The following is a 21,724-nucleotide window of genomic DNA, read 5'->3' as shown; positions in this document are numbered from 1 at the left end:
CGGGTTTTCGGTCTGTACTGAAATCAAGGTATTATTGGGAATCCCAGCTTAAATCATAGATACCGTAAGGGATTTTATTCTTTATTTAAAACTTTGCAACAGAACCACTTTGTATAAGGTGAAGTGAGGAAAGTGAATGACAATTTACAATATCAACCGAGGTATCGGTTGGGCCAGTAGTGGCGTTGAGTATGCTCAAGCCTATCGTGCGAGCATACTAAGAAATATTCAGCAAGACAGTAAATTTATTTTTACGGATATGTTCCAAGGTGAAAACCTTGCACATTATACAGCTAATATTGGTTTTCAAGATGAGGAAGTAGTGTGGCTGTATGGATTTTTTACTGATGTGAAAACCAGATCGACAACCTATACCATTGGTCAGTTTGAATCGAGTTTATCATCTGGTATGGTTAAAATCTCACAAAACAATGACTCTATCCGCTATGAAGATAAGGAAAAGGGCATTGTAGCCATTGGTTTTTTGAGAAAAGATCACCCAGACTATGTGCAACGTGTCGAATACCTATCCAAAGGGAAACTTATTCGTAAAGACTATTTTAGTTATACAAAAATGTTCTCTGAATACTATGCACCTGTAGACAATCAGCCTAAGTTGTATCAACGGACATTCTTCAATGAAGATGGCAGTGTAGCCTATGAAGAAAACTGTGATGGTGAAAAGTCTCTATTCCGTTTCAAGGATACGATTTTATTTTCAAAAGAAGAATTGATTGGCTATATGTTGGATTGTTTGCAGTTGACCAGTCAAGATATTATTCTTGTGGATCGAGCGACGGGAACAGGTCAAGCTATTCTTCGTCATAAGGGAGCTGCAAAGGTTGCTGTGGTGATTCATGCAGAACACTACAATATTAATTCAATGACGGAGGATACCATTCTCTGGAATAATTATTATGAATATCAGTTTACCAATGCTGATAAAATTGACGCCTTCATCACATCCACCCAGGCGCAGAAAGATACGCTGTCTGCTCAATTTAAAAAATATACAAATTTAGATCCAGCTATTTTTGTCTTGCCAGTCGGTAGTTTAGATAAATTGCGTCATTCAGCCGAAGGAAGACGGCCATTCTCGCTTCTTACCTGTTCACGTTTAGCTGCAGAAAAACATATTGATTGGTTAGTTGAGGGTGTCGTCTTAGCGCAGAAGCAACTACCTGACCTAACATTTGATATTTATGGTGCTGGTGGTCAGCAATCGAAGTTGGCAAGCATGATTGAGCAACATCAAGCGCAAAGTTATATTCATCTCAAGGGACACCATGATTTGACTGATATTTATCAGCAGTATCAAGTATATCTGACAGCCTCAACTAGTGAAGGCTTCGGTTTGACTCTGATGGAAGCTATCGGCTCAGGTTTGCCGATTATTGGTCTGGATGTTCCGTACGGGAACCAAACCTTTGTTGAAAATGAAAAAAATGGTTCTCTTATTCCGAGACAGGACCCAGATGATGCCATTATCTATGCACAAGAATTTGCGAAGCGTTTGATTCAACTGTATCAATCTAACCAATTGGATGCCTGGCATCAGGCTTCTTACAAGCGGGCAGAAGAATTTCTAACCAGTCGTCTAGAAGAAGCTTGGCAAACATTTATCGAGGAGGTGTAAGCGATGATTTTATTATTTGATTATTTTCATACAGCTAGTCAAGATTTGTACTACTCCTTGAAGCAAGCAGGGCTTACAGGCTCTACTGTTGCCATCAACGATGATGGTTTTTTGCCAGAAGGTGTGACATCCGTTTATTCATACTATTGCCAGATGGAAGCCGGTCACGGAAAACCTCTTTATTTTAATCAGATAAAGGTGCCATCATTCTGGGAAATTACAGGGACTAACGGTGAGGGAGAAATCTGGGAATATAGCGAAAAACGTGCGAAAATTTTCTATGCAGAGCCCAAGCATTTGCGACATGTGAAGAATGTTGATTGGATGGATAAGAATGAAAAAGTTCGTTTTACAGACCATTACAATCAATATGGCTGGCTCTATGCTCGGACCTATTTTACTGCAGAACAAAAGGCAACAACGCGTAGTTATTTTACTCGCGAAGGCTTGGAAGTCATTGTAGAAAACTTTATGACTGGCGATGTTATCCTAAATTGGCAAGGAAAGACTCATTTTTTTGAAAATCGTGTAGCATTTTTAAAACACTACTTTAAAGAGATGGGCTGGGACACTTCGCAAATTTGGTATAATTCCCTGTCGACTCCTTTTTTCCTATCTTACAATATGCCACAACCAGGACAGGATATTCTTTTCTGGCAGGAAACGATAGGAGATGACATTCCTGGTAATATGAAAATTTTACTGGCTAGTGCTACTCAACGCACCCAGACCGTCGTGGTTCAGGATAAGGCCACTTTTGACAAGATGCGGACGCTTCTGCCTGCAGAACAGGCTGAAAAGTTAGTGTATCTTGGCTATATCTACCCTCAAAGACGTGAGAATCAGAACCGGCAAGACATTTTCATTTTTACAAACTCGGATCAGATTGAGCAACTGGACTATTTGACGACTTCTCTGCCGAATTTCAAATTCCATATTGCTGCCTTGACTGAAATGTCACAGCGTTTGATGGCTTTTGATACCAGGGACAATGTTCAACTTTACCCAAATATTTCACAAAGGGCGCTTGAACGATTATATGATACCTGTGACATCTATTTGGACATCAATCATGGAAGTCAAGTAATGGAAGTGGTTCGGAAAGCCTTTGAGCAAAACATGGTGATTTTTGCTTTTGAAAATACTGTTCATAATGCTTCGTTAATTATTAAAGATCATATTGTACCGCAGGCAGAACCACACAAATTAGTAGAACTACTGAATGCGAATGCTGGGCGACTGACTGACAAGGTCGTTGAACAGCGCACTCATACAAGTAATGAATTTGTAGAAAACTATGTAGCTATCTTAGGCTAGGGGAGGCTTTTGATGACAAAAAAAAATCAACTATTAGAAGATGAAATCACTCAACAAATTCAAGAAGCTCGTTACGTTGAACCAAAATCGGATAAGAAAAGACGAGGTCTTTTCTATAAAACCATCATTTTCTTAGTTACACTAGCCATTCTCTATTCTCTATTACGTCGATTCTAGAGAAGGCTAATCATTAAAAAGAGGTTTCGTTCAAACCTCTTTTTTGAATATTCAGAATTTGCAAATTTTTCTTGAAAATTGATAAAAAATATGAGAAAATGATACAAATTAGAAAGATGAGAAAGCTAATGAGAGAAGATATTCAGATTAATGAACGAGCCTTAACTGTATCAGAACAGTTGATAGAGGTTTTAGAATCCATTTACGATCCTGAAATTGAACTAGACATCTACAATTTGGGTTTGATTTATGAGATTCATTTAGATGAAGCTGGTTTTTGTAAGGTTATCATGACCTTTACAGATTCAGGTTGTTCTTGTGCGGATACTATGCCTGGTGAATTGGTTGCAGCTTTGAAAACGATTGATGGTATAAGCGATGCACAGGTAGAGATTGTCTGGTCTCCTGCTTGGAAGATGACCCGTATCAGCCGTCTCGGACGCATTACGCTTGGCATCAGTCCGAAATAAAAAGAAAATGGGAGCTGGAAAGAACTCGACGATCAAAAGAGTTCCCCTCGCTTCCAAATATGTTGGTTCGGGCTAAAATAGTCCACTGGACTATTTCACTCCCACCCCCGCATAGCTCCAAAGGTTCGGGGGCTGGAGATAGGGCGAATAGAGTTCGCTACAAAACTGTCTCCCAGACAGTTTGAGGTTGGAGATAAAGCGAACTCTGTTCGCAACAGTCGTAATGGTCGGATTTGGAGTGTAAAACACGAATTGCTGAGATTTGCTTTGCAAATCTTATCTCCAACCTTTAACAGTCCAATGGACTGTTAAAGCCAATCAACCACTGCGCTGAGATGTTGACACGAACTCTGAAAAGTGAGGCTGGACTTTCTGTCCAGCCTCACTTTTTAAATGTTTCATCGTATTGTCTGTCTAATTCTTCCATGGTTTCATAAACAGGCTTTGGAATCATGATAACTTGCGGAGCCAAGTCTACCATGCTGTAGCTCGGGTCGATGCATTCTTCCCAGTATTCTAAATGTTTTTTGTCGATATAGGATTCTGAATCTTCGACTTCAATCCCTCCTTCAGCTTGGACAGAGTACCAGTAGAGGTATTCTCGTCCGTCCAATACCTCACGGAAGATGGTTTCGATATACATTTTCTCTCCTTCAAGAGTGAGAAGGGTGTCTTCCATGTGCTCGTTGAGAAAGGCCATCCATTCATCCACTTTGGCAGTTTTCCCTTCTTTGACTCGAAAGCGGGAGAGTTCGACGTTTAGTTTCATTTTTCTCCTTTTGGAAAACCCTGCCGCGAGGACAGGGTCGTTGAGTTCCTTATTTTTTCCCCGTACGTTCTGGTCTCCAGAAGTCGGTAACGGCTCCTTTAGAGGCAGAGGATACGGTGTGGGCGTATTTACCGAGAACACCACGAGAGTAGAGTGGTGGAATGACAGTGGTTTTCTTGCGTTCTTCGATTTCTTGGTCAGAAACGTGCATGGTGATTTCTTTGGTATCTTGGTCAACCGTCACCAAATCACCTGTACGGAGGTAGGCAATTGGTCCACCATCCTGAGCTTCAGGTGCGATGTGTCCAACAACCAGTCCATAGGTACCACCAGAGAAACGACCGTCTGTTAGAAGGGCTACCTTGTCACCTTGGCCTTTTCCGACAATCATAGAAGAAAGGGACAGCATTTCAGGCATACCAGGACCGCCTTTTGGTCCAACATAGCGGACAACGACTACATCGCCATCTACGATTTCATCAGTCAAGACTGCTTCGATAGCTTTTTCTTCAGAATCAAAGACCTTGGCTGGACCTGTATGGTTGCGGACTTTCACACCAGAAACCTTGGCAACGGCACCTTCAGGAGCAAGGTTACCTTTGAGGATGATGAGTGGGCCATCTGCGCGTTTTGGATTTTCAAGCGGCATGATGACATCTTGACCTGGAGTCAAGTCTGCAAAAGCTTCAAGGTTTTCAGCAACGGTTTTACCTGTACATGTGATGCGGTCGCCATGAAGGAAACCGTTTTTGAGCAAGTATTTCATAACCGCAGGGACACCGCCGACATTATAGAGGTCTTGGAAGACATATTTTCCAGATGGTTTGAGGTCAGCTAGGTGAGGTACTCGTTCTTGGAAATCATTGAAATCTTCCAAGGTCAAGTCAACGTTGGCAGCGTGAGCAATGGCTAGCAAGTGTAGAGTAGCGTTGGTGGAGCCACCGAGTGCCATGGTGACTGTAATGGCATCTTCAAAGGCTTCACGAGTCATAATGTCAGATGGTTTGATACCTAGTTCTAACATGCGGACAACGGCCCGACCTGCTTCTTCAATATCTGCTTTTTTCTCTGGTGATTCAGCAGGGTGAGAAGAAGAGCCAGGAATAGACATGCCCATGACCTCAATGGCCGTTGCCATGGTATTGGCAGTATACATACCACCGCAACCACCAGGTCCAGGGCAAGCGTTACACTCGATTTGACGAACCTCTTCAGCGGTCAAGTCACCGTTGTTCCATTTTCCGATTCCTTCAAAAACGGATACCAAGTCGATGTCTTTACCATTGAGATTACCTGGCGCAATGGTTCCGCCGTAGGCAAAAACAGCAGGGATATCCATATTGGCGATGGCAATCATGGAGCCAGGCATGTTTTTATCACAGCCACCGATTGCGACAAAGGCATCCACGTTGTGCCCTCCCATGGCTGCCTCAATAGAATCTGCAATGATATCACGTGAAGTCAAGGAGAAGCGCATACCAGGAGTTCCCATGGCAATCCCGTCTGCAACGGTGATGGTACCGTATTGGACAGGCCAGGCACCTGCTTCCTTGACACCTTCTTTGGCTAATTTTCCAAAGTCATGAAGGTGGATGTTACAGGGTGTGTTTTCAGCCCACGTCGAAATAACCCCAACAATAGGCTTTTCAAAGCTATCGTCGGTCATTCCTGTTGCTCTTAACATGGCACGGTTAGGTGATTTGACCATCGAATCGTAGACAGAACTACGATGACGGAGGTTTTTTAGTGTATCTTTTTCGGTCATTACTCTTCTCCCTATCCTTTTAGAAAATTATTTTATTTATTATACCATAGTTCTGAGGGAAATGAAAAAGGATTTGTTAAATGATGTGAAATTTCTGAATATTTCAAAAAAAGACAAAACAGCCTTGGACGTTCTAAAGGCTGTTCTAGTTTGTTCTTGTTACTGAGCAGTTGCTCGGAGTTGTGCTTTCTTGTTTCCGGTAAAGAAGAGGCTAATTAAGGCAAGAATTAAGAATCCTGCACCGATAAACCAATAGGGTTGGTCCAAGGTGGTTGAACGTCCAGATAGGTTGATAATGCCTCGGAGAAGACAACCAGCTGTAATAGTTGCAACGCCAGAATTCCACAAATTATAAGAGAGACGTGAAAGGGTAGGTATAAGTTGCAGCAGACCGAGTAGCACAGTTCCGCCTATTAATGGTACACAGAACATATAATGCATAAAGACAGAGACTTCGCCATAGCTGAGACTTTCATAGATTCGACTGAAAATAAACAGGAAAGCTGTTATTGCTAAGTAGGAGATAAACGTTCTTGAAACTCTTGTAGTTGAATTAGTAACCGATGTAGACAATGTCACTCACCGCCCTTTCTGAGATAGTATTTCCGTTTGTTGTTGGATTGTTGATGACTTGGCCGTTGAAGTAGAGGGTTGACGAACCGCCACCGTCAAGGTTATAGGCTGTTTGGGCACCATACTGCTTCATAACCTCGGCCATTTGATAGAGAGAAAGTCCTTGACTTTCAGATGTTCGCCCATCGGCCACGACGATGATATAATGGTTTTCATCAATAATACCGATTGCAGAGCGTGGATTGGATGACATTGCACGACCAACTTCTGTTGAAGTATCGACGACAATTTCGCCGTTTTCGACCAATGATGGACCGAATGCTAAGAGGTTGACGACACCCTTGTCAATCAATTCTTGAGCAGTGATTTCATTTTCATAGATGACTTCAAATGAGCCGTCTGCGTAGATGGCCAAGTCGCCATAAGCTGCATTGTCACGAACAGTGTCACGGTAGAGGACGCCGTTCTTAATCACATAGCCAGTTGAATTGGCACCGTAATAGTCACCGTTAACAGCTAAGATAGCATTGTTTGCTGCCGCTGTCTCTGAGGTTTTAGCTGTTACGTTTGTACCGTAAGTGTTTTGTGCGAGTGCTGTTTTTAAATACTCGGGTGAGCTGACCTGGATATCTGCGACGTAAACAGTTGTGTTGTTGGTAGTAATGGTCTCTAAGTTGATTTGGATATTGTCATCAGTGTAACTAGTATCCGTTGTAGAGACATTCGTTGCTGTTGTGGCAGTAGTGGAAGACGAAGCTGTGGTCGTATTCTGCTCGCTTGTAGAAGTAGCATTGCTTGCTGAGACAGTTGTTATCGCTTCAGAAATGACGAAGGTTTTTAACATGGAGTAAGTAAAGCCTCCTGTCAAAAGCATTCCGAAGATGGATGCGTAGGCAAAGGGTTTTTTAAGCAATTTCATGGGAAAATGATTTCCTTTCTTTAAAAATAATATTCTTTTGAACAAACCAAGAGGCTAGGAAAAGGAAGATACCGACCACAAGTTTGACAAGGTAGAGGTTAAGTCCAAGAATTTGATGGAAAAGATAAAGAAGAGCTGTATCTGCTAGGAAGAGAATGAGAGCTAGAGTAAAGTAGCCAGCACCTGTTCGTGCGATGCTCTCTTCATTGTTAAAGACTAATTTCTTATTAAGTGCAAAATTACAGATAGCACTACAAATGCGAGCAATCGTGTTTGCGACCAATAAGCGTAGAGCAGTTGGTAAGTTAGTGAGTAGCAATAAGGCAAGTGCATATACTCCGTAGTCAACTAGAAATCCACCAAAAGATGCCAGGGCAAATTTGAAGAGATTCTTGTAAATGAGCAGTCCATCTTTTATGGGACGAAAATGTGAACTGGCATTATCATCGATATAAATAGTTTGAATTGGAACTTCCGTGATTTTATAGGTTTGACTTGCTTGGGTCAGCATATTCATTTCATATTCGTAGCGGTCCCCCTCAATGTCCAACATAAATGGAATCATGTCGGTGTGGAAACCACGTAAGCCAGTTTGTGTATCGGATACATTGACACCGGTTTGTAGTCTGAACAAGACTCTAGTTAGTTTGTTACCAAAACGACTCCGAAAGGGAATGTCTTTGGTAAATTGACGGACGCCAAGGATGAGGCGACTGGGTAGGTTCATGGCGGCGCGTGCAATACGGTCAATATCATTCACAGCGTGTTGACCATCTGCGTCAGCAGTTACGATAACACCTGGTTTTCTCAAATCTTGGATGAAACTAAAGGCTGTTCGCAAGGCTTGGCCTTTTCCTTTGTTGACATCATGGTGTAGAACAATTGCATAGGTTTTGGCGATTTCAAGAATATTTTTGGATGCGCCAGTACTACCATCATCCACAACGATGACCTGACAATTTAGCCTGTTTTTCATTATTTCTAATAGTTGAATTAATTTTTCATCTGGCTGGTAAGCCGGTATCACTACATAATACATATCCTAAACCTCATTTATTTTTCTTGTTGGGACTACTATACTGAAGTTTTCTAAAAGCAAGCTGAAACCAAGCCGGTCAAGGGATTTGCTTAAGTTTTGGTTAAGAAAATGTTAGGAAATAGTTAAGAAAACGAACAAAAGTAGGAATTTTCAGAAAATTCCTTGACATTCTATCTCCTTGTGATATTATAGTAGGTAACATTTGCAGAGAGGAGGAGTATTCGTGCAAGAAATTCAACTAGACCAACCACGTTCGGGGTCTTATCTAATTTTGGATACCTTGCATCAATTAGGAGTTGACTTAGTATTTGGTTATCCAGGTGGAGCAGTCTTACCACTATATGATGCAATTTACCAATATGAAGGTATTCAACATATCTTGGCTCGTCATGAGCAAGGAGCAGTTCACGAGGCAGAAGGTTACGCTAAATCATCAGGAAAGGTGGGTGTAGCCATTGTGACCTCTGGTCCAGGAGCAACAAATGCCATCACAGGCATTGCGGATGCTATGGGAGATAGCGTACCCTTGTTGGTCTTTACAGGTCAAGTAGCTACACGGGGAATCGGTAAGGATGCCTTTCAAGAGGCCGATGTCTTGGGTATGACTATGCCGATTACTAAATATAATTATCAGATTCGAGATACCGCAGATATTCCTCGTGTGATTACAGAGGCGCTTCATATTGCAACAACTGGTCGTCCAGGTCCGGTTGTCATTGATGTTCCAAAAGATATTCAAGAGAGAGTAGTTGATTTTTATCACGATCCAACTGTTCAACTCCCAAGTTACCAACCGACAGTTGAGCCAAATGGTTTACAGGTCAAGAAAGTATTGAAACAGCTTAGTCAGGCTAAGCAACCTGTTATTCTTGCTGGTGGAGGTGTCAATTACGCAGATGCCAATCAAGAGCTGATTGCCTTTGCGGAACGTTATAGGATTCCAGTTGTTTCTACCTTGCTAGGTTTAGGTGCTATGCCGATTGAGCATGAATTAGCACTAGGTATGGGTGGTATGCATGGTTCCTATGCTGCCAATATGGCCATGAATGATGCGGATTACATTATCAATATCGGCGCTCGTTTTGACGACCGATTGACAGGTAATCCTCTCACCTATGCACCGAACGCAACCGTTGCCCATATTGATATCGACCCAGCTGAAATTGGTAAGGTTAAGAAAACAGCTATACCAGTCGTAGGAGATGCTAAGGCAACTCTCCAAGCTCTTCTCAAGCTGGAACCTGTGGAAACAGATTACGCTGACTGGACTGCTCAGGTTTTAGAAAATAAACGCAGAGCGCCATTCTGGTATGAGGAAGATTCTGAATTTATCAAACCACAACAGGCTATTGAGTTAATTGGTCAACTAACCAACGGGGATGCTATTGTGGTTACTGACGTAGGGCAACATCAGATGTGGACTGCCCAGTTCTATCCTTATAAACACGCACGCCAGTTGGTGACATCAGGTGGCATGGGAACCATGGGCTTTGGTATTCCTGCAGCTATTGGAGCAAAATTAGCCAACCCTGATCGTGAAGTCGTTCTTTTTGTCGGGGACGGTGGTTTCCAGATGACCAACCAAGAATTAGCCATTCTCAATGGCTATGGAGTTCCTATCAAAGTAGTCCTCATTAACAACCATTCGCTTGGTATGGTCCGTCAGTGGCAGGAATCCTTCTATGATAAACGCCGTAGCCAGTCTGTCTTTGATGCAGAGCCGAATTTCCAACTATTAGCGGAAGCCTATGGTATTGCTCACTACAGTTTTGACAATCCAGCGACCCTGGCTGAAGATATGAAAGTTATTTTGGAAGACAAGCCTATGTTGATTGAAGTGCATATTTCCAAAGCAGAACACGTTCAACCGATGGTGCCAGCTGGTAAGAGCAATGCAGAGATGTTGGGGGTGAAGTTCAATGCGTAGAATGTTAACAGCAAAATTACGAAATTCATCAGGCGTCCTAAATCGCTTTACAGGTGTCCTATCTCGCCGGCAAATCAATATTGAGTCCATATCTGTTGGTCCGACAGAAGTAGATGGCATTTCCCGAGTTACAGTGATTGTCGATGTAGCAACCATGGACGAAGTGGAACAGATTATCAAGCAACTCAACCGTTTGATTGATGTGGTCCGTGTCCGCGATTTGACGGATATTCCTCACTTGGAACGGGAAGTGATTCTTGTTAAAATTTCAGCTCCGCCAACAAAACGAGCAGAAATTTTAGCGATTATCCAACCCTTTAGAGCAAATGTTGTTGATGTGGCACCGCACTCCATTACCATTCAAATGACAGGTGATGGAGATAAGATTGACGCCCTCCTGCGTGTGATTCAGCCTTATGGCATCAAGAATATCGCAAGAACGGGTGCGACTGGCTTTAGTAGAGACTAATCCTTTTCGATACTAAAACCTATCCTGCGTTGACTTGGCTTGATGAAGGTTAGTTCTATCTTCGCCTACATCGCCTAGTCTAGCCTTCATTTTCTTTGAACATCCAAAACTACAAATAAAAATAGAAAAGAGAAAAATTATGACAGTAACAATGCAGTATGAAAAAGATGTAACAGTAGCAGCACTTGACGGTAAACGTATCGCCGTTATCGGTTATGGTTCACAAGGTCATGCCCATGCTCAAAACTTGCGTGATACAGGGCACGATGTCATCATCGGTGTGCGTGCAGGTAAGTCATTTGACAAGGCAAAAGAAGACGGTTTTGAAACTTTTGAAGTAGCAGAAGCAGCAAAACAAGCAGATGTCATCATGATCTTGGCTCCAGACGAAATCCAAGCAGACCTTTACAATGACGAAATCGCTCCAAACTTGGAAGCGGGCAATGCCCTTGGTTTTGCCCATGGTTTCAACGTTCACTTTGAATTTATCAAGGTACCAGCAGATGTGGATGTCTTCATGTGTGCACCAAAAGGTCCAGGTCACTTGGTCCGCCGTACCTTTGAAGAAGGTTTTGGAGTACCAGCCCTCTATGCGGTCTACCAAGATGCAACTGGCAATGCAAAACATATTGCGATGGACTGGGCAAAAGGTGTTGGTTCAGCCCGTGTTGGTCTTTTGGAAACAACTTTCAAAGAAGAGACAGAAGAAGATTTGTTTGGTGAGCAAGCTGTTCTCTGCGGTGGTTTGACAGCCCTTATGCAGGCAGGTTTTGAAGTCTTGACAGAAGCAGGTTATGCACCAGAATTGGCTTATTTCGAAGTTCTCCACGAGATGAAACTTATCGTTGACCTTGTCTACGAAGGCGGCTTTAAGAAAATGCGCCAATCTATCTCAAACACTGCTGAATTTGGTGACTATGTATCAGGCCCACGCGTGATTACAGACCAAGTTAAAGAAAATATGAAGGCAGTCCTTGCAGATATTCAATCTGGTAAATTTGCAAATGACTTTGTAAATGACTATAAAGCAGGCCGTCCACGCATGGAAGCCTACCGCAAAGAAGCAGAAGGACTCGAAATTGAAAAAGTCGGAGCAGAACTCCGCAAAGCAATGCCATTTGTCGGACGCAATGATGACGACGCATTCAAAATCTATAATTAAACACTATTATGGTGGATAGGGGGATGGTCAGCTTTACTTTGAGTGATGGCAATACATTTAAGGTTTGAGTTGGCGGATGAGGGGATGGCATTCCCTTTTTTCCCCTATCTCTGAAAATGAATAAAAGAGCTGGTTTTTTCCGGCTCTTTTGCCCATTTTGTTCATAAATAGATCTTTACAAAATTAAACATTCGTTTTCTGTTGAACAACATGCTAGTAGCTTGAATATAAGTCTAAATACTAGGATTTTCTAGGGAATATTGATACAATAAATATAGAAAGAAATTAATGGAACTATGATTACAGCAAAAAATGTAGAACAAGCATACTCTGTTCTTAAGCGCGTGGTAGTACGTACCCCCTTGGATTATAGTCGATACTTGTCGGAAAAATATGGTGCAACTATTTATTTAAAAAGAGAAAATGAACAGCGTGTTCGCTCTTTTAAAATTCGAGGAGCCTATTATGCTATTTCACAATTGACAGATGATGAGAAGTCACGCGGAGTGGTCTGTGCTTCGGCCGGAAACCACGCTCAAGGTGTGGCCTACACCTGTCAGGAAATGCAAATTCCTGCTACGATTTTTATGCCCATTACAACTCCGCAACAAAAAATAGGGCAGGTTAAATTTTTCGGAGGAGACTACGTAGAGATTCGGCTCGTAGGTGATACCTTCGATGAGTCAGCCAAGGCAGCACAAGATTATACTCAGGAAAGTGGGAAAACATTTATAGATCCATTCGATGATGAAAATGTGCAGGCTGGTCAGGGGACAGTAGCCTATGAAATCTTGGAAGAAGCGGAAGAGCAAACCATTAGTTTTGACCAAATTTTAGTTCCCATAGGAGGAGGTGGTCTGGTTGCAGGCGTTTCGGCCTATCTGAAAGAACATGCACCTGAAATTAAGATTGTTGGTGTTGAAGCAAGTGGGGCACGGTCAATGAAAGCGGCATTTGATAAAGGTCGTCCGGTTAAATTAGACCAAATTGATAAATTTGCTGACGGTATTGCGGTACAGAAAGTTGGTAAGTCGACCTACGAAGTGGCTCGGAAATACGTAGATCGCCTGATTGGTGTGGATGAAGGATGGATTTCCGGGACTATTTTAGACCTCTATTCTAAGCTGGGTATTGTTGCTGAGCCAGCAGGAGCAGCAACGATTGCAGCTCTTGAGGTAGTCAAGGACCAAATCAAGGGGCAAACCATTTGTTGTATCATTTCTGGTGGTAATAACGACATCAACAGGATGCCGGAAATGGAGGAACGAGCGCTTATCTACGAGGGAATTAAACACTACTTTGTTGTTAATTTTCCACAACGTCCAGGGGCTCTTCGTGAATTTGTAAATGATATTCTAGGGCCAAATGATGATATTACTCGTTTTGAATATATCAAACGTGCCAATAAGGGAACAGGGCCGGTTCTAATCGGTATTGCCCTAGGGGATAAAATAGATTATGCGCAGTTTATTTCTCGCTTGGAAGAATTTGATCCCCAGTACATCAATCTTCATGAAAATGATTCGCTTTATAAAATGCTAGTTTAGGAGGTCATTATGGTGCTTGGTCCAATTGTTTTTATTGGTAGTTTCTTGTTCTTTGTACTGATTGCTTTGATTTTGATTGCTTCAGGGCTATACGTTGTCAAGCAGCAGACGGTCGCTATTATTGAGCGCTTTGGGAAATACCAAAAAACATCTACTTCAGGTATTAACTTTAAAATACCATTTGGAGTCGATGTCATCGCAGCCCGCATTCAATTGCGAATGTTGCAAAGTGAAATTGTGGTAGAAACCAAGACGCAGGATAACGTTTTTGTCACAATGAATGTGGCAACTCAATATCGAGTAAATGAAAATAATGTGACGGATGCCTATTACAAGCTCATGCACCCAGAAGCACAGATTAAGTCCTATATTGAAGATGCCCTACGTTCATCTGTGCCTAAATTGACCCTGGATGAACTCTTCGAGAAAAAGGATGAGATTGCACTTGAGGTACAAAAACAAGTAGCAGAAGAAATGTCAACCTACGGTTATGTTATTGTCAAAACCTTAATTACCAAGGTAGAGCCAGATGCCGAGGTTAAGCAATCTATGAATGAAATTAACGCAGCTCAGCGGAAACGGGTTGCGGCCCAAGAATTGGCAGAAGCCGATAAGATAAAAATAGTTACTGCTGCTGAAGCAGAGGCTGAAAAAGACCGACTACATGGCGTGGGGATTGCACAACAAAGGAAGGCCATTGTAGATGGTTTGGCGGACTCTATTCGTGAATTGAAAGAGTCCAACATCAGTATGACGGAAGAGCAGATTATGTCTATCCTATTGACCAACCAATACTTGGATACATTAAATAATTTTGCACAAGGAGGTAATCAAACTATCTTCCTTCCGGGGAATCCGGAGGGGGTCGAAGACATAAGGACGCAAATACTATCATCTCTTAGGGCAAAATGATAGTAAAAACCGAACATTTTACTTGACAAAATAGGTTTAACTGTATTATACTTAATTGCACGAATAAAAAGGAAAGGGGTTTCTCATGACTAGTTACGAAAAAGTTGCCGCAGTTGTTGGCTGGGTTCGTGAAAAGAAAATCACTGGATACCGTATCAGTAAGGAAACAAATACTCGTGAAATGTCAGTTATCGCTCTTGCACAAGGTCGCGCTAAGATTGACAATATTTCATTTGCTACTGCCTTGGGTTTGATTGATTTTTACGATAAAAACCACAAGAAATTTGAAAACTAATCTAGATGGTTTCATTTAGAGATGTCCAAAAATGAGGGGAATTCTACGAATTCCTCTTTTTTAGTCTAAAAAAACTTACCAGCTTTGAAACTGGTAAGTAATAGTCTTCTATGTAACAGATTGAGTTTAACCAAGAAAACGCTGAAGGAATTCACGTGTGCGTTCTTCCTGTGGATTTTCAAAGATTTGTTGAGGGCTGCCTTCTTCGGCGATGACACCCTTATCCATAAAGATAACGCGGTCAGATACGTCACGGGCAAATTCCATTTCGTGAGTTACGATAAGCATCGTCAATCCTGATTTTGCCAAATCTTGCATGGTTTTGAGAACTTCCCCGACCATCTCTGGATCGAGAGCAGAAGTCGGCTCATCAAAGAGGATAACTTCTGGGTCAACAGATAGGGCGCGTGCAATGGCCACGCGTTGTTTCTGTCCACCAGAGAGTTGACTTGGTTTGGCTTGCCAGTACTGTTCGGTCATGCCAACCTTGTTGAGGTTTTCCTTGGCGATTTTCTCTGCCTCAGCTCGATCTCGTTTCAGTACCGTAGTTTGTGCTACAATGGCATTTTCCAATACATTTAGATTGTTGAAAAGGTTGAAGGATTGGAATACCATACCTAGTTTTTCACGGTAAGTCGTCAAATCATATCCTTTAGCCAAAACATCTTGTCCGTGGTATAGAATCTGTCCTTCTGTTGGTGTTTCCAAAAGGTTGATAGATCGGAGGAAGGTTGATTTTCCCGAACCAGATGAACCGATGATTGAGATAACCTCGCCCTTTTCAACGCTAATAGAGATGTCTTTGAGGACTTGATTTTGTCCGTATGATTTCTTTAGATTATTGATTTCAAGAATTACATTTTTAGTCATGTGGCACCTCGACTTGCATTTGGTTTGCACCTGTTGTGTATGTATCTGTATCAAAATGCTTTTCAACTGCGCGTAAGATACGTGTCACAGTAAAGGTTAGGATGAAGTAGATAATAGCAATAACCGTAAAGGTTTGGAAATATTGATAGGTTTGGGTTGCGACAGTATTTCCTGAGAAATAGAGTTCAACAACTGAGATAACGTTCAATACAGAAGTATCTTTGATATTGATGACAAATTCATTACCAGTCGCTGGTAAGATGTTACGAATAACCTGTGGAAGGACAATCTTACGCATGGTCTGATTATGGGTAAATCCGAGAGCAGTAGCAGCTTCAAATTGGCCCTTATCGACGGCAAAGATACCACCGCGGACAATCTCACTCATGTAGGCACCTGTGTTGATGGATACAATGAAGATAGCGGCAAGTGTGCGGTCAAGATTGAGTCCGAATGCTTGGGCGGTACCATAGTAAATAACCATGGATTGTACAATCATCGGCGTACCACGGAAAATTTCGATGTAGATATTGATAATCCAACCGAGCACTTTTTGACCAATAGCAAGTGCCTTGTTTGCTGCTTTGGGAGCTGTACGGAAGACACCGATGAGGAGACCGATAGCAGTACCGATAATTGTACCGAGGATGGAAATGAGTAATGTCATCCCAGTTCCGCGCAGAAGTTGTTGCCAGTTGTTAATAACAATATTCCAAACTTGGGCGAAGAAACTAGGTGTTTCGCCCTCGCTGGCTTCTTCAACGGGCTGGTTTTCAATCATATCATCCATAAGTGCGATTTGCTCTTCTTCTGAAATAGTTGCTAAGACTTCGTTGACCTGAGCGATACGCTCGTCATCTTTGCGCATACCGACAGCAATGGTCACGTCTTCGGCATTGGTTTCAAAACTGTCTGCCAATTCAACCATTTTGAAAGCTTTATTTGCAGCTTCTGCTGTACGACCTTCTGGACGTTCAGAAACATAGGCGTCTATAATGCCAGATTCTAAAGCTTGACGGATTTGGGAGAAATCTCCCATGGCAGTCTGTTTGTTAGCCCCTTCAATTTGGTCAATCAAATCATAGAGGTAAACCCCTTGCTGGGCAGTGATTTTTGCGCCAGCAAAATCTGCCAAGCTGGTTGCGTTTGCGTACTGACTATCAGAACGAACAACTAGGGTAGGAATTGAAGTGTAGTAGCTATCTGAGAAGGCGATTTCTTTCTTGCGCTCTTCTGTCGGGCTCATACCGGCGATAATCATATCGATTTTACCAGATGTAAGAGCAGGGACCAAGCCTTCCCACTTGGTTTTAACAACCAAGAGTTCTTTGTCCATGGATGCAGCGATTTTTTTTGCAACCTGAACATCATATCCGTTGGCAAATTGATTGGTTCCCTCAATAGGAACGGCACCGTTGCTATCATCTTCTTGGGTCCAGTTAAATGGTGCATAGGCAGCTTCCATACCGACCCGCAGGTATTCGTCTGCCCGAACCCCTGTTGTTACAGAAAAAACAGCGATTAGGGTCAGCAGAAATATACTGAGTTTACGTTTCATAATGTCTCCTTTAAAATGCTATTACACCATTTTATTAAAAATTCTGACAAATTTCAATATCCTTGTACTATGAATAGGGAGTTTTTTATGATATAATGTAGAGAATTGATGAAAAGGAGCTTTTTATGCTATTGGAATTGTTGAAGGCTATATTTTTAGGAATCATTGAAGGGGTGACGGAATGGTTGCCAGTTTCTTCAACGGGGCATTTAATTTTGGTTCAAGAGTTCGTGAAATTAAATCAAAGTAAGAACTTCCTAGAAATGTTTAATATTGTCATTCAGCTAGGAGCAATTCTAGCAGTTATGACTATTTACTTTAAAAAATTGAATCCATTTCAGCCTGGAAAAACCAAGCGTGATATTCAATTGACTTGGCAATTGTGGGCCAAGGTTGTCATTGCCTGTATTCCGTCCATCCTAATTGCAGTCCCGTTGGATAATTGGTTTGAAGCGCACTTCAATTTTATGGTACCGATTGCGATTGCTTTGATTGTCTACGGTATTGCCTTTATTTGGATTGAGAACCGTAACAGTGGTGTAGAGCCACAGGTGACGGACTTAGCGAAAATGTCTTATAAAACTGCCTTGTTGATTGGGTGTTTCCAGGTCTTAAGCATTGTTCCGGGGACTAGTCGCTCAGGTGCGACCATTCTGGGAGCGATTATTTTGGGGACCAGCCGATCTGTGGCGGCAGATTTTACCTTCTTCCTTGGGATTCCAACCATGTTTGGTTATAGTGGCTTGAAGGCTGTTAAATATTTCTTAGATGGCAATAGCCTGAATATGGAGCAGGTATGGATCTTGTTAGTCGCTAGTGTGACGGCTTACTTGGTATCCTTAGTTGTTATTCGTTTCTTGACAGACTTTGTTAAAAAACATGATTTCACGGTCTTTGGTTACTACCGCATCATTTTAGGGACGGTTTTATTGGTTTATGCCTTTATCACATTTTTATTTTAAGAGCAGGGAGACCTGCTTTTCTTTTGTCTTTCGAGCTTGGTTTTAGTATAATGGTGGAAGATATGTATGAGTATTGAAAATGATCAATCAATTTTAGGAAATTGATGAATCAATGAATGAGGTAGTTATGAAAGTAAAGCAAATTAGTGATTCAACCTTGAAAATCACTATAAAATTAGATGATTTGGAAGAGAGAGGAATGGAACTTTCGGACTTTCTCATTCCGCAAGAAAAGACAGAGGAGTTCTTCTATACTGTTTTGGATGAATTGGATTTACCAATGACTTTCCGAGAAAGCGGTATGTTGAGTTTTCGTGTGACTCCGAAGCCAGATCGGGTGGACATCTTTGTTACCAAATCTGATTTGGATCAGAGCTTGAATTTCGATGAATTTACAGATTTGTCGGAACTTGGTGATGTCGCAAGTATGACTCCAGATGAGTTTTTCAAGAGTTTGGAGCAAACCGTTCGTGAGAAAAGCGCACCGGATGCAACAGCCGTTCGTCATTTGGAAGAGGTAGAGCAAGAGGAAGAAGCAGATGAAGAGGAGCAGGAGCGCTATATTTACTATATTTTGGAATTTCCAACGATAGAGGATCTGTTTACTTTTGTTGGTACGGTTGATTATCCAGTGGAAGAATCGGAATTATATAAAATGGATGGTCACTACTACTTGACCGTTCTTATCAATGTAGAAAATCGTTCCAAGCAGTATCCAGGCTACATTCTTTCACGAATGTTGGAATTTACCAATGATACTAAGTTGACCAGACCTGCTTTACAAGAACATGGAACTTTGATGCTTCCGCTTGCAGCAATCGAGGAGCTTAGGAAGGTTCCGACAGTATGATTCCTTTTGCTCTAAAATACATAATGGTCATTATTACAACCATGGTCATATCAGCCATTGCGACCCCCTTGGTTCGTTTTATGTCCCTGAGGGTTGGAGCAGTCGACTCTCCCAATGCACGGCGGATAAATAAGGTGCCCATGCCTTCAGCGGGAGGTCTGGCTATATTTGTAGCATTTACCATTTCTGTTCTATGGTTTTTACCAGGAATTGTTACCCGTGTCAATTACCATGGCACTTACTTGCATTATATCTGGCCCCTGGTCCTAGCATCCAGCATTATCGTTCTTACGGGATTCATTGATGATGTCAAGGAGCTAAAGCCTGCTCCTAAAATGTTTGGTATTCTAGCTGCAGCGACGCTCATTTGGATTTTTACGGAATTTCGTTTTGATAGCTTTAAGATTCCTTTTGGAGGACCTTTCCTTCAATTTCCTGTCTGGCTCTCTTTTCTATTAACGGTCCTTTGGATTGTTTCTATTACGAATGCAGTCAACTTGATTGATGGTCTGGATGGTCTGGTTTCGGGAGTATCGATTATTTCCCTGACAACGATGGGGATTGTGTCTTATTTCTTTTTGCATGATAGCAATATTTTTTTAACCTTAACCATCTTTGTTTTGGTTGCGGCGATTGTTGGTTTTTTACCTTATAACTATAATCCTGCCATCATTTATCTTGGCGATACAGGAGCCCTATTCATCGGGTTTATGATTGGAGTCTTGTCCCTTCAAGGGCTGAAAAATTCGACAGCTGTTGCAGTGGTTACTCCGATGATTATTCTTGGAGTGCCTATTACGGATACTGTAGTAGCCATCATTCGTCGAAAATTGTCTGGGCAAAAAATCTATGAAGCAGATAAGATGCATCTGCATCATCGTTTGCTCTCTCTGGGACTTACTCATCGTGGCACAGTATTGGTGATTTACGCCATTTCTTTTTTATTCTCCCTGACCTCTCTTTTGCTCAATGTTTCGAGTCGAATAGGGGGGGTTCTCCTATTGGTGACCATGGGACTGGGAATTGAGATTCTCTGTGAATTGATTGGCATCTTTGGTATTAATAGAACTCCATTGCTCAATCTCCTTCGTTTCATTGGAAATAGTAGTTACCGTCAAGAATCAATAGCTAATTTTAAAGAAAAACGGGCAATTTGTCGCCATTCAAAAAAAAGAAAATAAGAATCTTTCTAAACAAGATAAGAGCCGTCAGGCTCTTTTTTTGATATAATATAGTGGATATGGTTAATTAAAATTGTCAGAAAAGACTATTTTATAGATTAACACTCTCTGAAAATCATCATTAACAAGAAAAGAGGCTGGGCTCAAGCCCCGCACCACTTCTCAAAGTTAGCGTCAACATCTCAGAGCAGTAGTGGTTGATTGGGTTTAACAGTCCAGTGGAGTGAGGCTGGGTTCAAGCCCCGTACCGCTTCTCAACGTTAGTGTCAACATCTCAGCGCAGTGGTTGATTGGCAGATTTGTTCGTATTTTACACTCCAAATCTGACCTAATCAACTGTGCGGGGGTGGGAAAACGAACTCTTCTATGGATGGTCGAGTTCTTTCCCACTCCCAGCTCAACAACTTAAAACTAGGACTTGTTGACGGACTCTTCTATGAATGGTCGAGTTCTTTCCCCACTGCCAAAGTTGAGTCTTATCGGTGTATCTAGTTAGCTTGGTCAGTTAATGTGGTTTTTGAAGAGGACAAAAATGAAAAGGAGCACAGCATGTCAGTATTAGAAATCAAAGACCTTCATGTGGAAATTGAAGGCAAAGAAATCCTAAAAGGCGTGAATTTGACCCTTAAAACAGGTGAAATTGCAGCCATCATGGGACCGAACGGAACAGGGAAATCCACCCTTTCAGCAGCCATCATGGGCAATCCAAGTTATGAAGTTACCCAAGGTGAGATTCTGTTTGACGGTGTCAATATTTTAGAATTAGAAGTCGATGAACGTGCCCGTATGGGACTCTTCTTGGCTATGCAATACCCGTCAGAAATTCCAGGGATTACTAATGCGGAATTTCTTCGTGCCGCAATGAACGCTGGTAAGGAAGACGAAGACAAGATTTCTGTCCGCGATTTCATCACCAAGTTGGATGAAAAGATGGAGCTCCTTAACATGAAAGAGGAAATGGCAGAGCGTTACCTCAACGAAGGTTTCTCAGGTGGTGAGAAAAAACGCAATGAGATTCTGCAATTACTCATGTTGGAACCAACTTTTGCCCTTCTTGATGAGATTGACTCAGGATTGGATATTGATGCCCTTAAAGTTGTGTCAAAGGGGATCAATGCTATGCGTGGTGAAGGCTTTGGTGCCATGATTATTACTCACTACCAACGCTTGCTCAACTACATCACTCCTGATGTTGTCCATGTCATGATGGAAGGTCGTGTCGTACTTTCAGGCGGACCAGAATTGGCGCAACGCTTGGAAAAAGAAGGATATGTCCAAGTAGCAGCAGAGCTTGGCATTGACTACAAAGAAGATGACATTTAAGTC

21 protein-coding genes are annotated in these 21,724 nt (G+C 42.0%); 14 read left to right on the top strand and 7 right to left on the bottom strand.

Annotation, left to right across the window (positions count from 1 at the left end; translation table 11 throughout):
- Positions 1 to 136: 136 nt before the first annotated feature.
- The 4 genes from gtfA (at position 137) to NOL38_RS01725 (ending at position 3,600) form a co-directional block, all read left to right on the top strand.
- Positions 137 to 1,636 (top strand): accessory Sec system glycosyltransferase GtfA, encoded by a 1,500-nt coding sequence (gene gtfA / locus NOL38_RS01740; RefSeq protein WP_024401287.1) that lies wholly within the window; start codon positions 137 to 139, stop codon positions 1,634 to 1,636.
- Between the two features lie 3 nt (positions 1,637 to 1,639).
- Positions 1,640 to 2,953: an accessory Sec system glycosylation chaperone GtfB gene (gtfB, locus tag NOL38_RS01735; RefSeq protein ID WP_203178405.1), complete on the top strand. Its 1,314-nt coding sequence runs from the start codon at positions 1,640 to 1,642 to the stop codon at positions 2,951 to 2,953.
- A 12-nt stretch (positions 2,954 to 2,965) separates the two neighbouring features.
- Positions 2,966 to 3,130: a hypothetical protein gene (locus tag NOL38_RS01730; protein ID WP_277941189.1), complete on the top strand. Its 165-nt coding sequence runs from the start codon at positions 2,966 to 2,968 to the stop codon at positions 3,128 to 3,130.
- Positions 3,131 to 3,258: 128 nt separating this feature from the next.
- Entirely contained in the window at positions 3,259 to 3,600 is a 342-nt protein-coding gene (locus tag NOL38_RS01725) for a metal-sulfur cluster assembly factor (protein WP_167786695.1), read from the top strand.
- 382 nt (positions 3,601 to 3,982) lie between these two features.
- On the opposite strand, the gene NOL38_RS01720 is transcribed toward NOL38_RS01725, so the two are convergent.
- The 5 genes from NOL38_RS01720 to NOL38_RS01700 all read right to left on the bottom strand — a co-directional run bounded on the left by NOL38_RS01720 (position 3,983) and on the right by NOL38_RS01700 (position 8,665).
- On the bottom strand, positions 3,983 to 4,369 hold the full coding sequence (locus NOL38_RS01720; RefSeq protein WP_167786692.1) for a DUF6176 family protein: 387 nt from the start codon (positions 4,367 to 4,369) through the stop codon (positions 3,983 to 3,985).
- Positions 4,370 to 4,418: 49 nt separating this feature from the next.
- Positions 4,419 to 6,134 carry a dihydroxy-acid dehydratase gene (gene ilvD / locus NOL38_RS01715; protein WP_277941188.1) on the bottom strand — a complete coding sequence of 572 codons (1,716 nt, stop codon included), beginning with the start codon at positions 6,132 to 6,134 and terminating at the stop codon, positions 4,419 to 4,421.
- A gap of 159 nt (positions 6,135 to 6,293) precedes the next feature.
- Positions 6,294 to 6,713 (bottom strand): hypothetical protein, encoded by a 420-nt coding sequence (locus NOL38_RS01710; protein WP_277941187.1) that lies wholly within the window; start codon positions 6,711 to 6,713, stop codon positions 6,294 to 6,296.
- Positions 6,688 to 7,626 carry a phosphodiester glycosidase family protein gene (locus NOL38_RS01705; RefSeq protein WP_277941186.1) on the bottom strand — a complete coding sequence of 313 codons (939 nt, stop codon included), beginning with the start codon at positions 7,624 to 7,626 and terminating at the stop codon, positions 6,688 to 6,690. The genes NOL38_RS01710 and NOL38_RS01705 overlap by 26 nt, the downstream gene beginning before the upstream one ends.
- Entirely contained in the window at positions 7,613 to 8,665 is a 1,053-nt protein-coding gene (locus NOL38_RS01700; RefSeq protein WP_277941185.1) for a bifunctional glycosyltransferase family 2/GtrA family protein, read from the bottom strand. Before NOL38_RS01700 ends, NOL38_RS01705 begins: the two co-directional genes overlap by 14 nt.
- 223 nt (positions 8,666 to 8,888) lie before the next feature.
- Here NOL38_RS01700 and NOL38_RS01695 point away from each other — a divergent pair, with 223 nt between their 5' ends.
- The 6 genes from NOL38_RS01695 to NOL38_RS01670 all read left to right on the top strand — a co-directional run bounded on the left by NOL38_RS01695 (position 8,889) and on the right by NOL38_RS01670 (position 14,977).
- On the top strand, positions 8,889 to 10,592 hold the full coding sequence (locus NOL38_RS01695; protein WP_277941184.1) for an acetolactate synthase large subunit: 1,704 nt from the start codon (positions 8,889 to 8,891) through the stop codon (positions 10,590 to 10,592).
- Complete coding sequence (gene ilvN / locus NOL38_RS01690) at positions 10,585 to 11,061, top strand: acetolactate synthase small subunit (RefSeq protein WP_277941183.1); 477 nt, start codon at positions 10,585 to 10,587, stop codon at positions 11,059 to 11,061. The genes NOL38_RS01695 and ilvN overlap by 8 nt, the downstream gene beginning before the upstream one ends.
- A gap of 139 nt (positions 11,062 to 11,200) precedes the next feature.
- Positions 11,201 to 12,223, top strand: coding sequence for a ketol-acid reductoisomerase (gene ilvC / locus NOL38_RS01685; RefSeq protein WP_099778468.1), 1,023 nt, complete (start codon positions 11,201 to 11,203; stop codon positions 12,221 to 12,223).
- Positions 12,224 to 12,519: 296 nt separating this feature from the next.
- Positions 12,520 to 13,770 (top strand): threonine ammonia-lyase IlvA, encoded by a 1,251-nt coding sequence (gene ilvA, locus NOL38_RS01680; RefSeq protein WP_277941182.1) that lies wholly within the window; start codon positions 12,520 to 12,522, stop codon positions 13,768 to 13,770.
- A 9-nt stretch (positions 13,771 to 13,779) separates the two neighbouring features.
- Positions 13,780 to 14,682: an SPFH domain-containing protein gene (locus tag NOL38_RS01675; protein WP_172046330.1), complete on the top strand. Its 903-nt coding sequence runs from the start codon at positions 13,780 to 13,782 to the stop codon at positions 14,680 to 14,682.
- 85 nt (positions 14,683 to 14,767) lie between these two features.
- Complete coding sequence (locus tag NOL38_RS01670) at positions 14,768 to 14,977, top strand: capsule biosynthesis transcriptional regulator (RefSeq protein WP_277941181.1); 210 nt, start codon at positions 14,768 to 14,770, stop codon at positions 14,975 to 14,977.
- Positions 14,978 to 15,103: 126 nt separating this feature from the next.
- Here NOL38_RS01670 and NOL38_RS01665 read toward each other — a convergent pair whose 3' ends face one another.
- Together NOL38_RS01665 and NOL38_RS01660 are read right to left on the bottom strand one after the other, a co-directional pair.
- Positions 15,104 to 15,847: an amino acid ABC transporter ATP-binding protein gene (locus tag NOL38_RS01665; RefSeq protein WP_024389055.1), complete on the bottom strand. Its 744-nt coding sequence runs from the start codon at positions 15,845 to 15,847 to the stop codon at positions 15,104 to 15,106.
- The gene (locus tag NOL38_RS01660; protein WP_277941180.1) at positions 15,840 to 17,405 is read right to left on the bottom strand and encodes an ABC transporter substrate-binding protein/permease; all 1,566 of its coding nucleotides are present in this window, start codon (positions 17,403 to 17,405) and stop codon (positions 15,840 to 15,842) included. The genes NOL38_RS01665 and NOL38_RS01660 overlap by 8 nt, the downstream gene beginning before the upstream one ends.
- A gap of 125 nt (positions 17,406 to 17,530) precedes the next feature.
- Here NOL38_RS01660 and NOL38_RS01655 point away from each other — a divergent pair, with 125 nt between their 5' ends.
- The 4 genes from NOL38_RS01655 (at position 17,531) to sufC (ending at position 21,721) form a co-directional block, all read left to right on the top strand.
- Positions 17,531 to 18,367 carry an undecaprenyl-diphosphate phosphatase gene (locus NOL38_RS01655; protein ID WP_277697659.1) on the top strand — a complete coding sequence of 279 codons (837 nt, stop codon included), beginning with the start codon at positions 17,531 to 17,533 and terminating at the stop codon, positions 18,365 to 18,367.
- Positions 18,368 to 18,494: 127 nt separating this feature from the next.
- Positions 18,495 to 19,217: an adaptor protein MecA gene (gene mecA, locus NOL38_RS01650; protein WP_002938171.1), complete on the top strand. Its 723-nt coding sequence runs from the start codon at positions 18,495 to 18,497 to the stop codon at positions 19,215 to 19,217.
- Positions 19,214 to 20,398, top strand: a complete 1,185-nt coding sequence (locus NOL38_RS01645) for a glycosyltransferase family 4 protein (protein WP_277941179.1) — start codon at positions 19,214 to 19,216, stop codon at positions 20,396 to 20,398. The genes mecA and NOL38_RS01645 overlap by 4 nt, the downstream gene beginning before the upstream one ends.
- 549 nt (positions 20,399 to 20,947) lie before the next feature.
- Complete coding sequence (sufC, locus tag NOL38_RS01640; protein WP_002938165.1) at positions 20,948 to 21,721, top strand: Fe-S cluster assembly ATPase SufC; 774 nt, start codon at positions 20,948 to 20,950, stop codon at positions 21,719 to 21,721.
- Positions 21,722 to 21,724: the final 3 nt, after the last annotated feature.

This window comes from Streptococcus suis (genome assembly GCF_029616525.1).
In the GTDB taxonomy this organism is placed as follows: domain Bacteria; phylum Bacillota; class Bacilli; order Lactobacillales; family Streptococcaceae; genus Streptococcus; species Streptococcus suis_AF.
The sequence above is the reverse complement of the archived record's forward strand: the minus strand, read 5'-3'. Positions and strand labels throughout refer to the sequence as shown.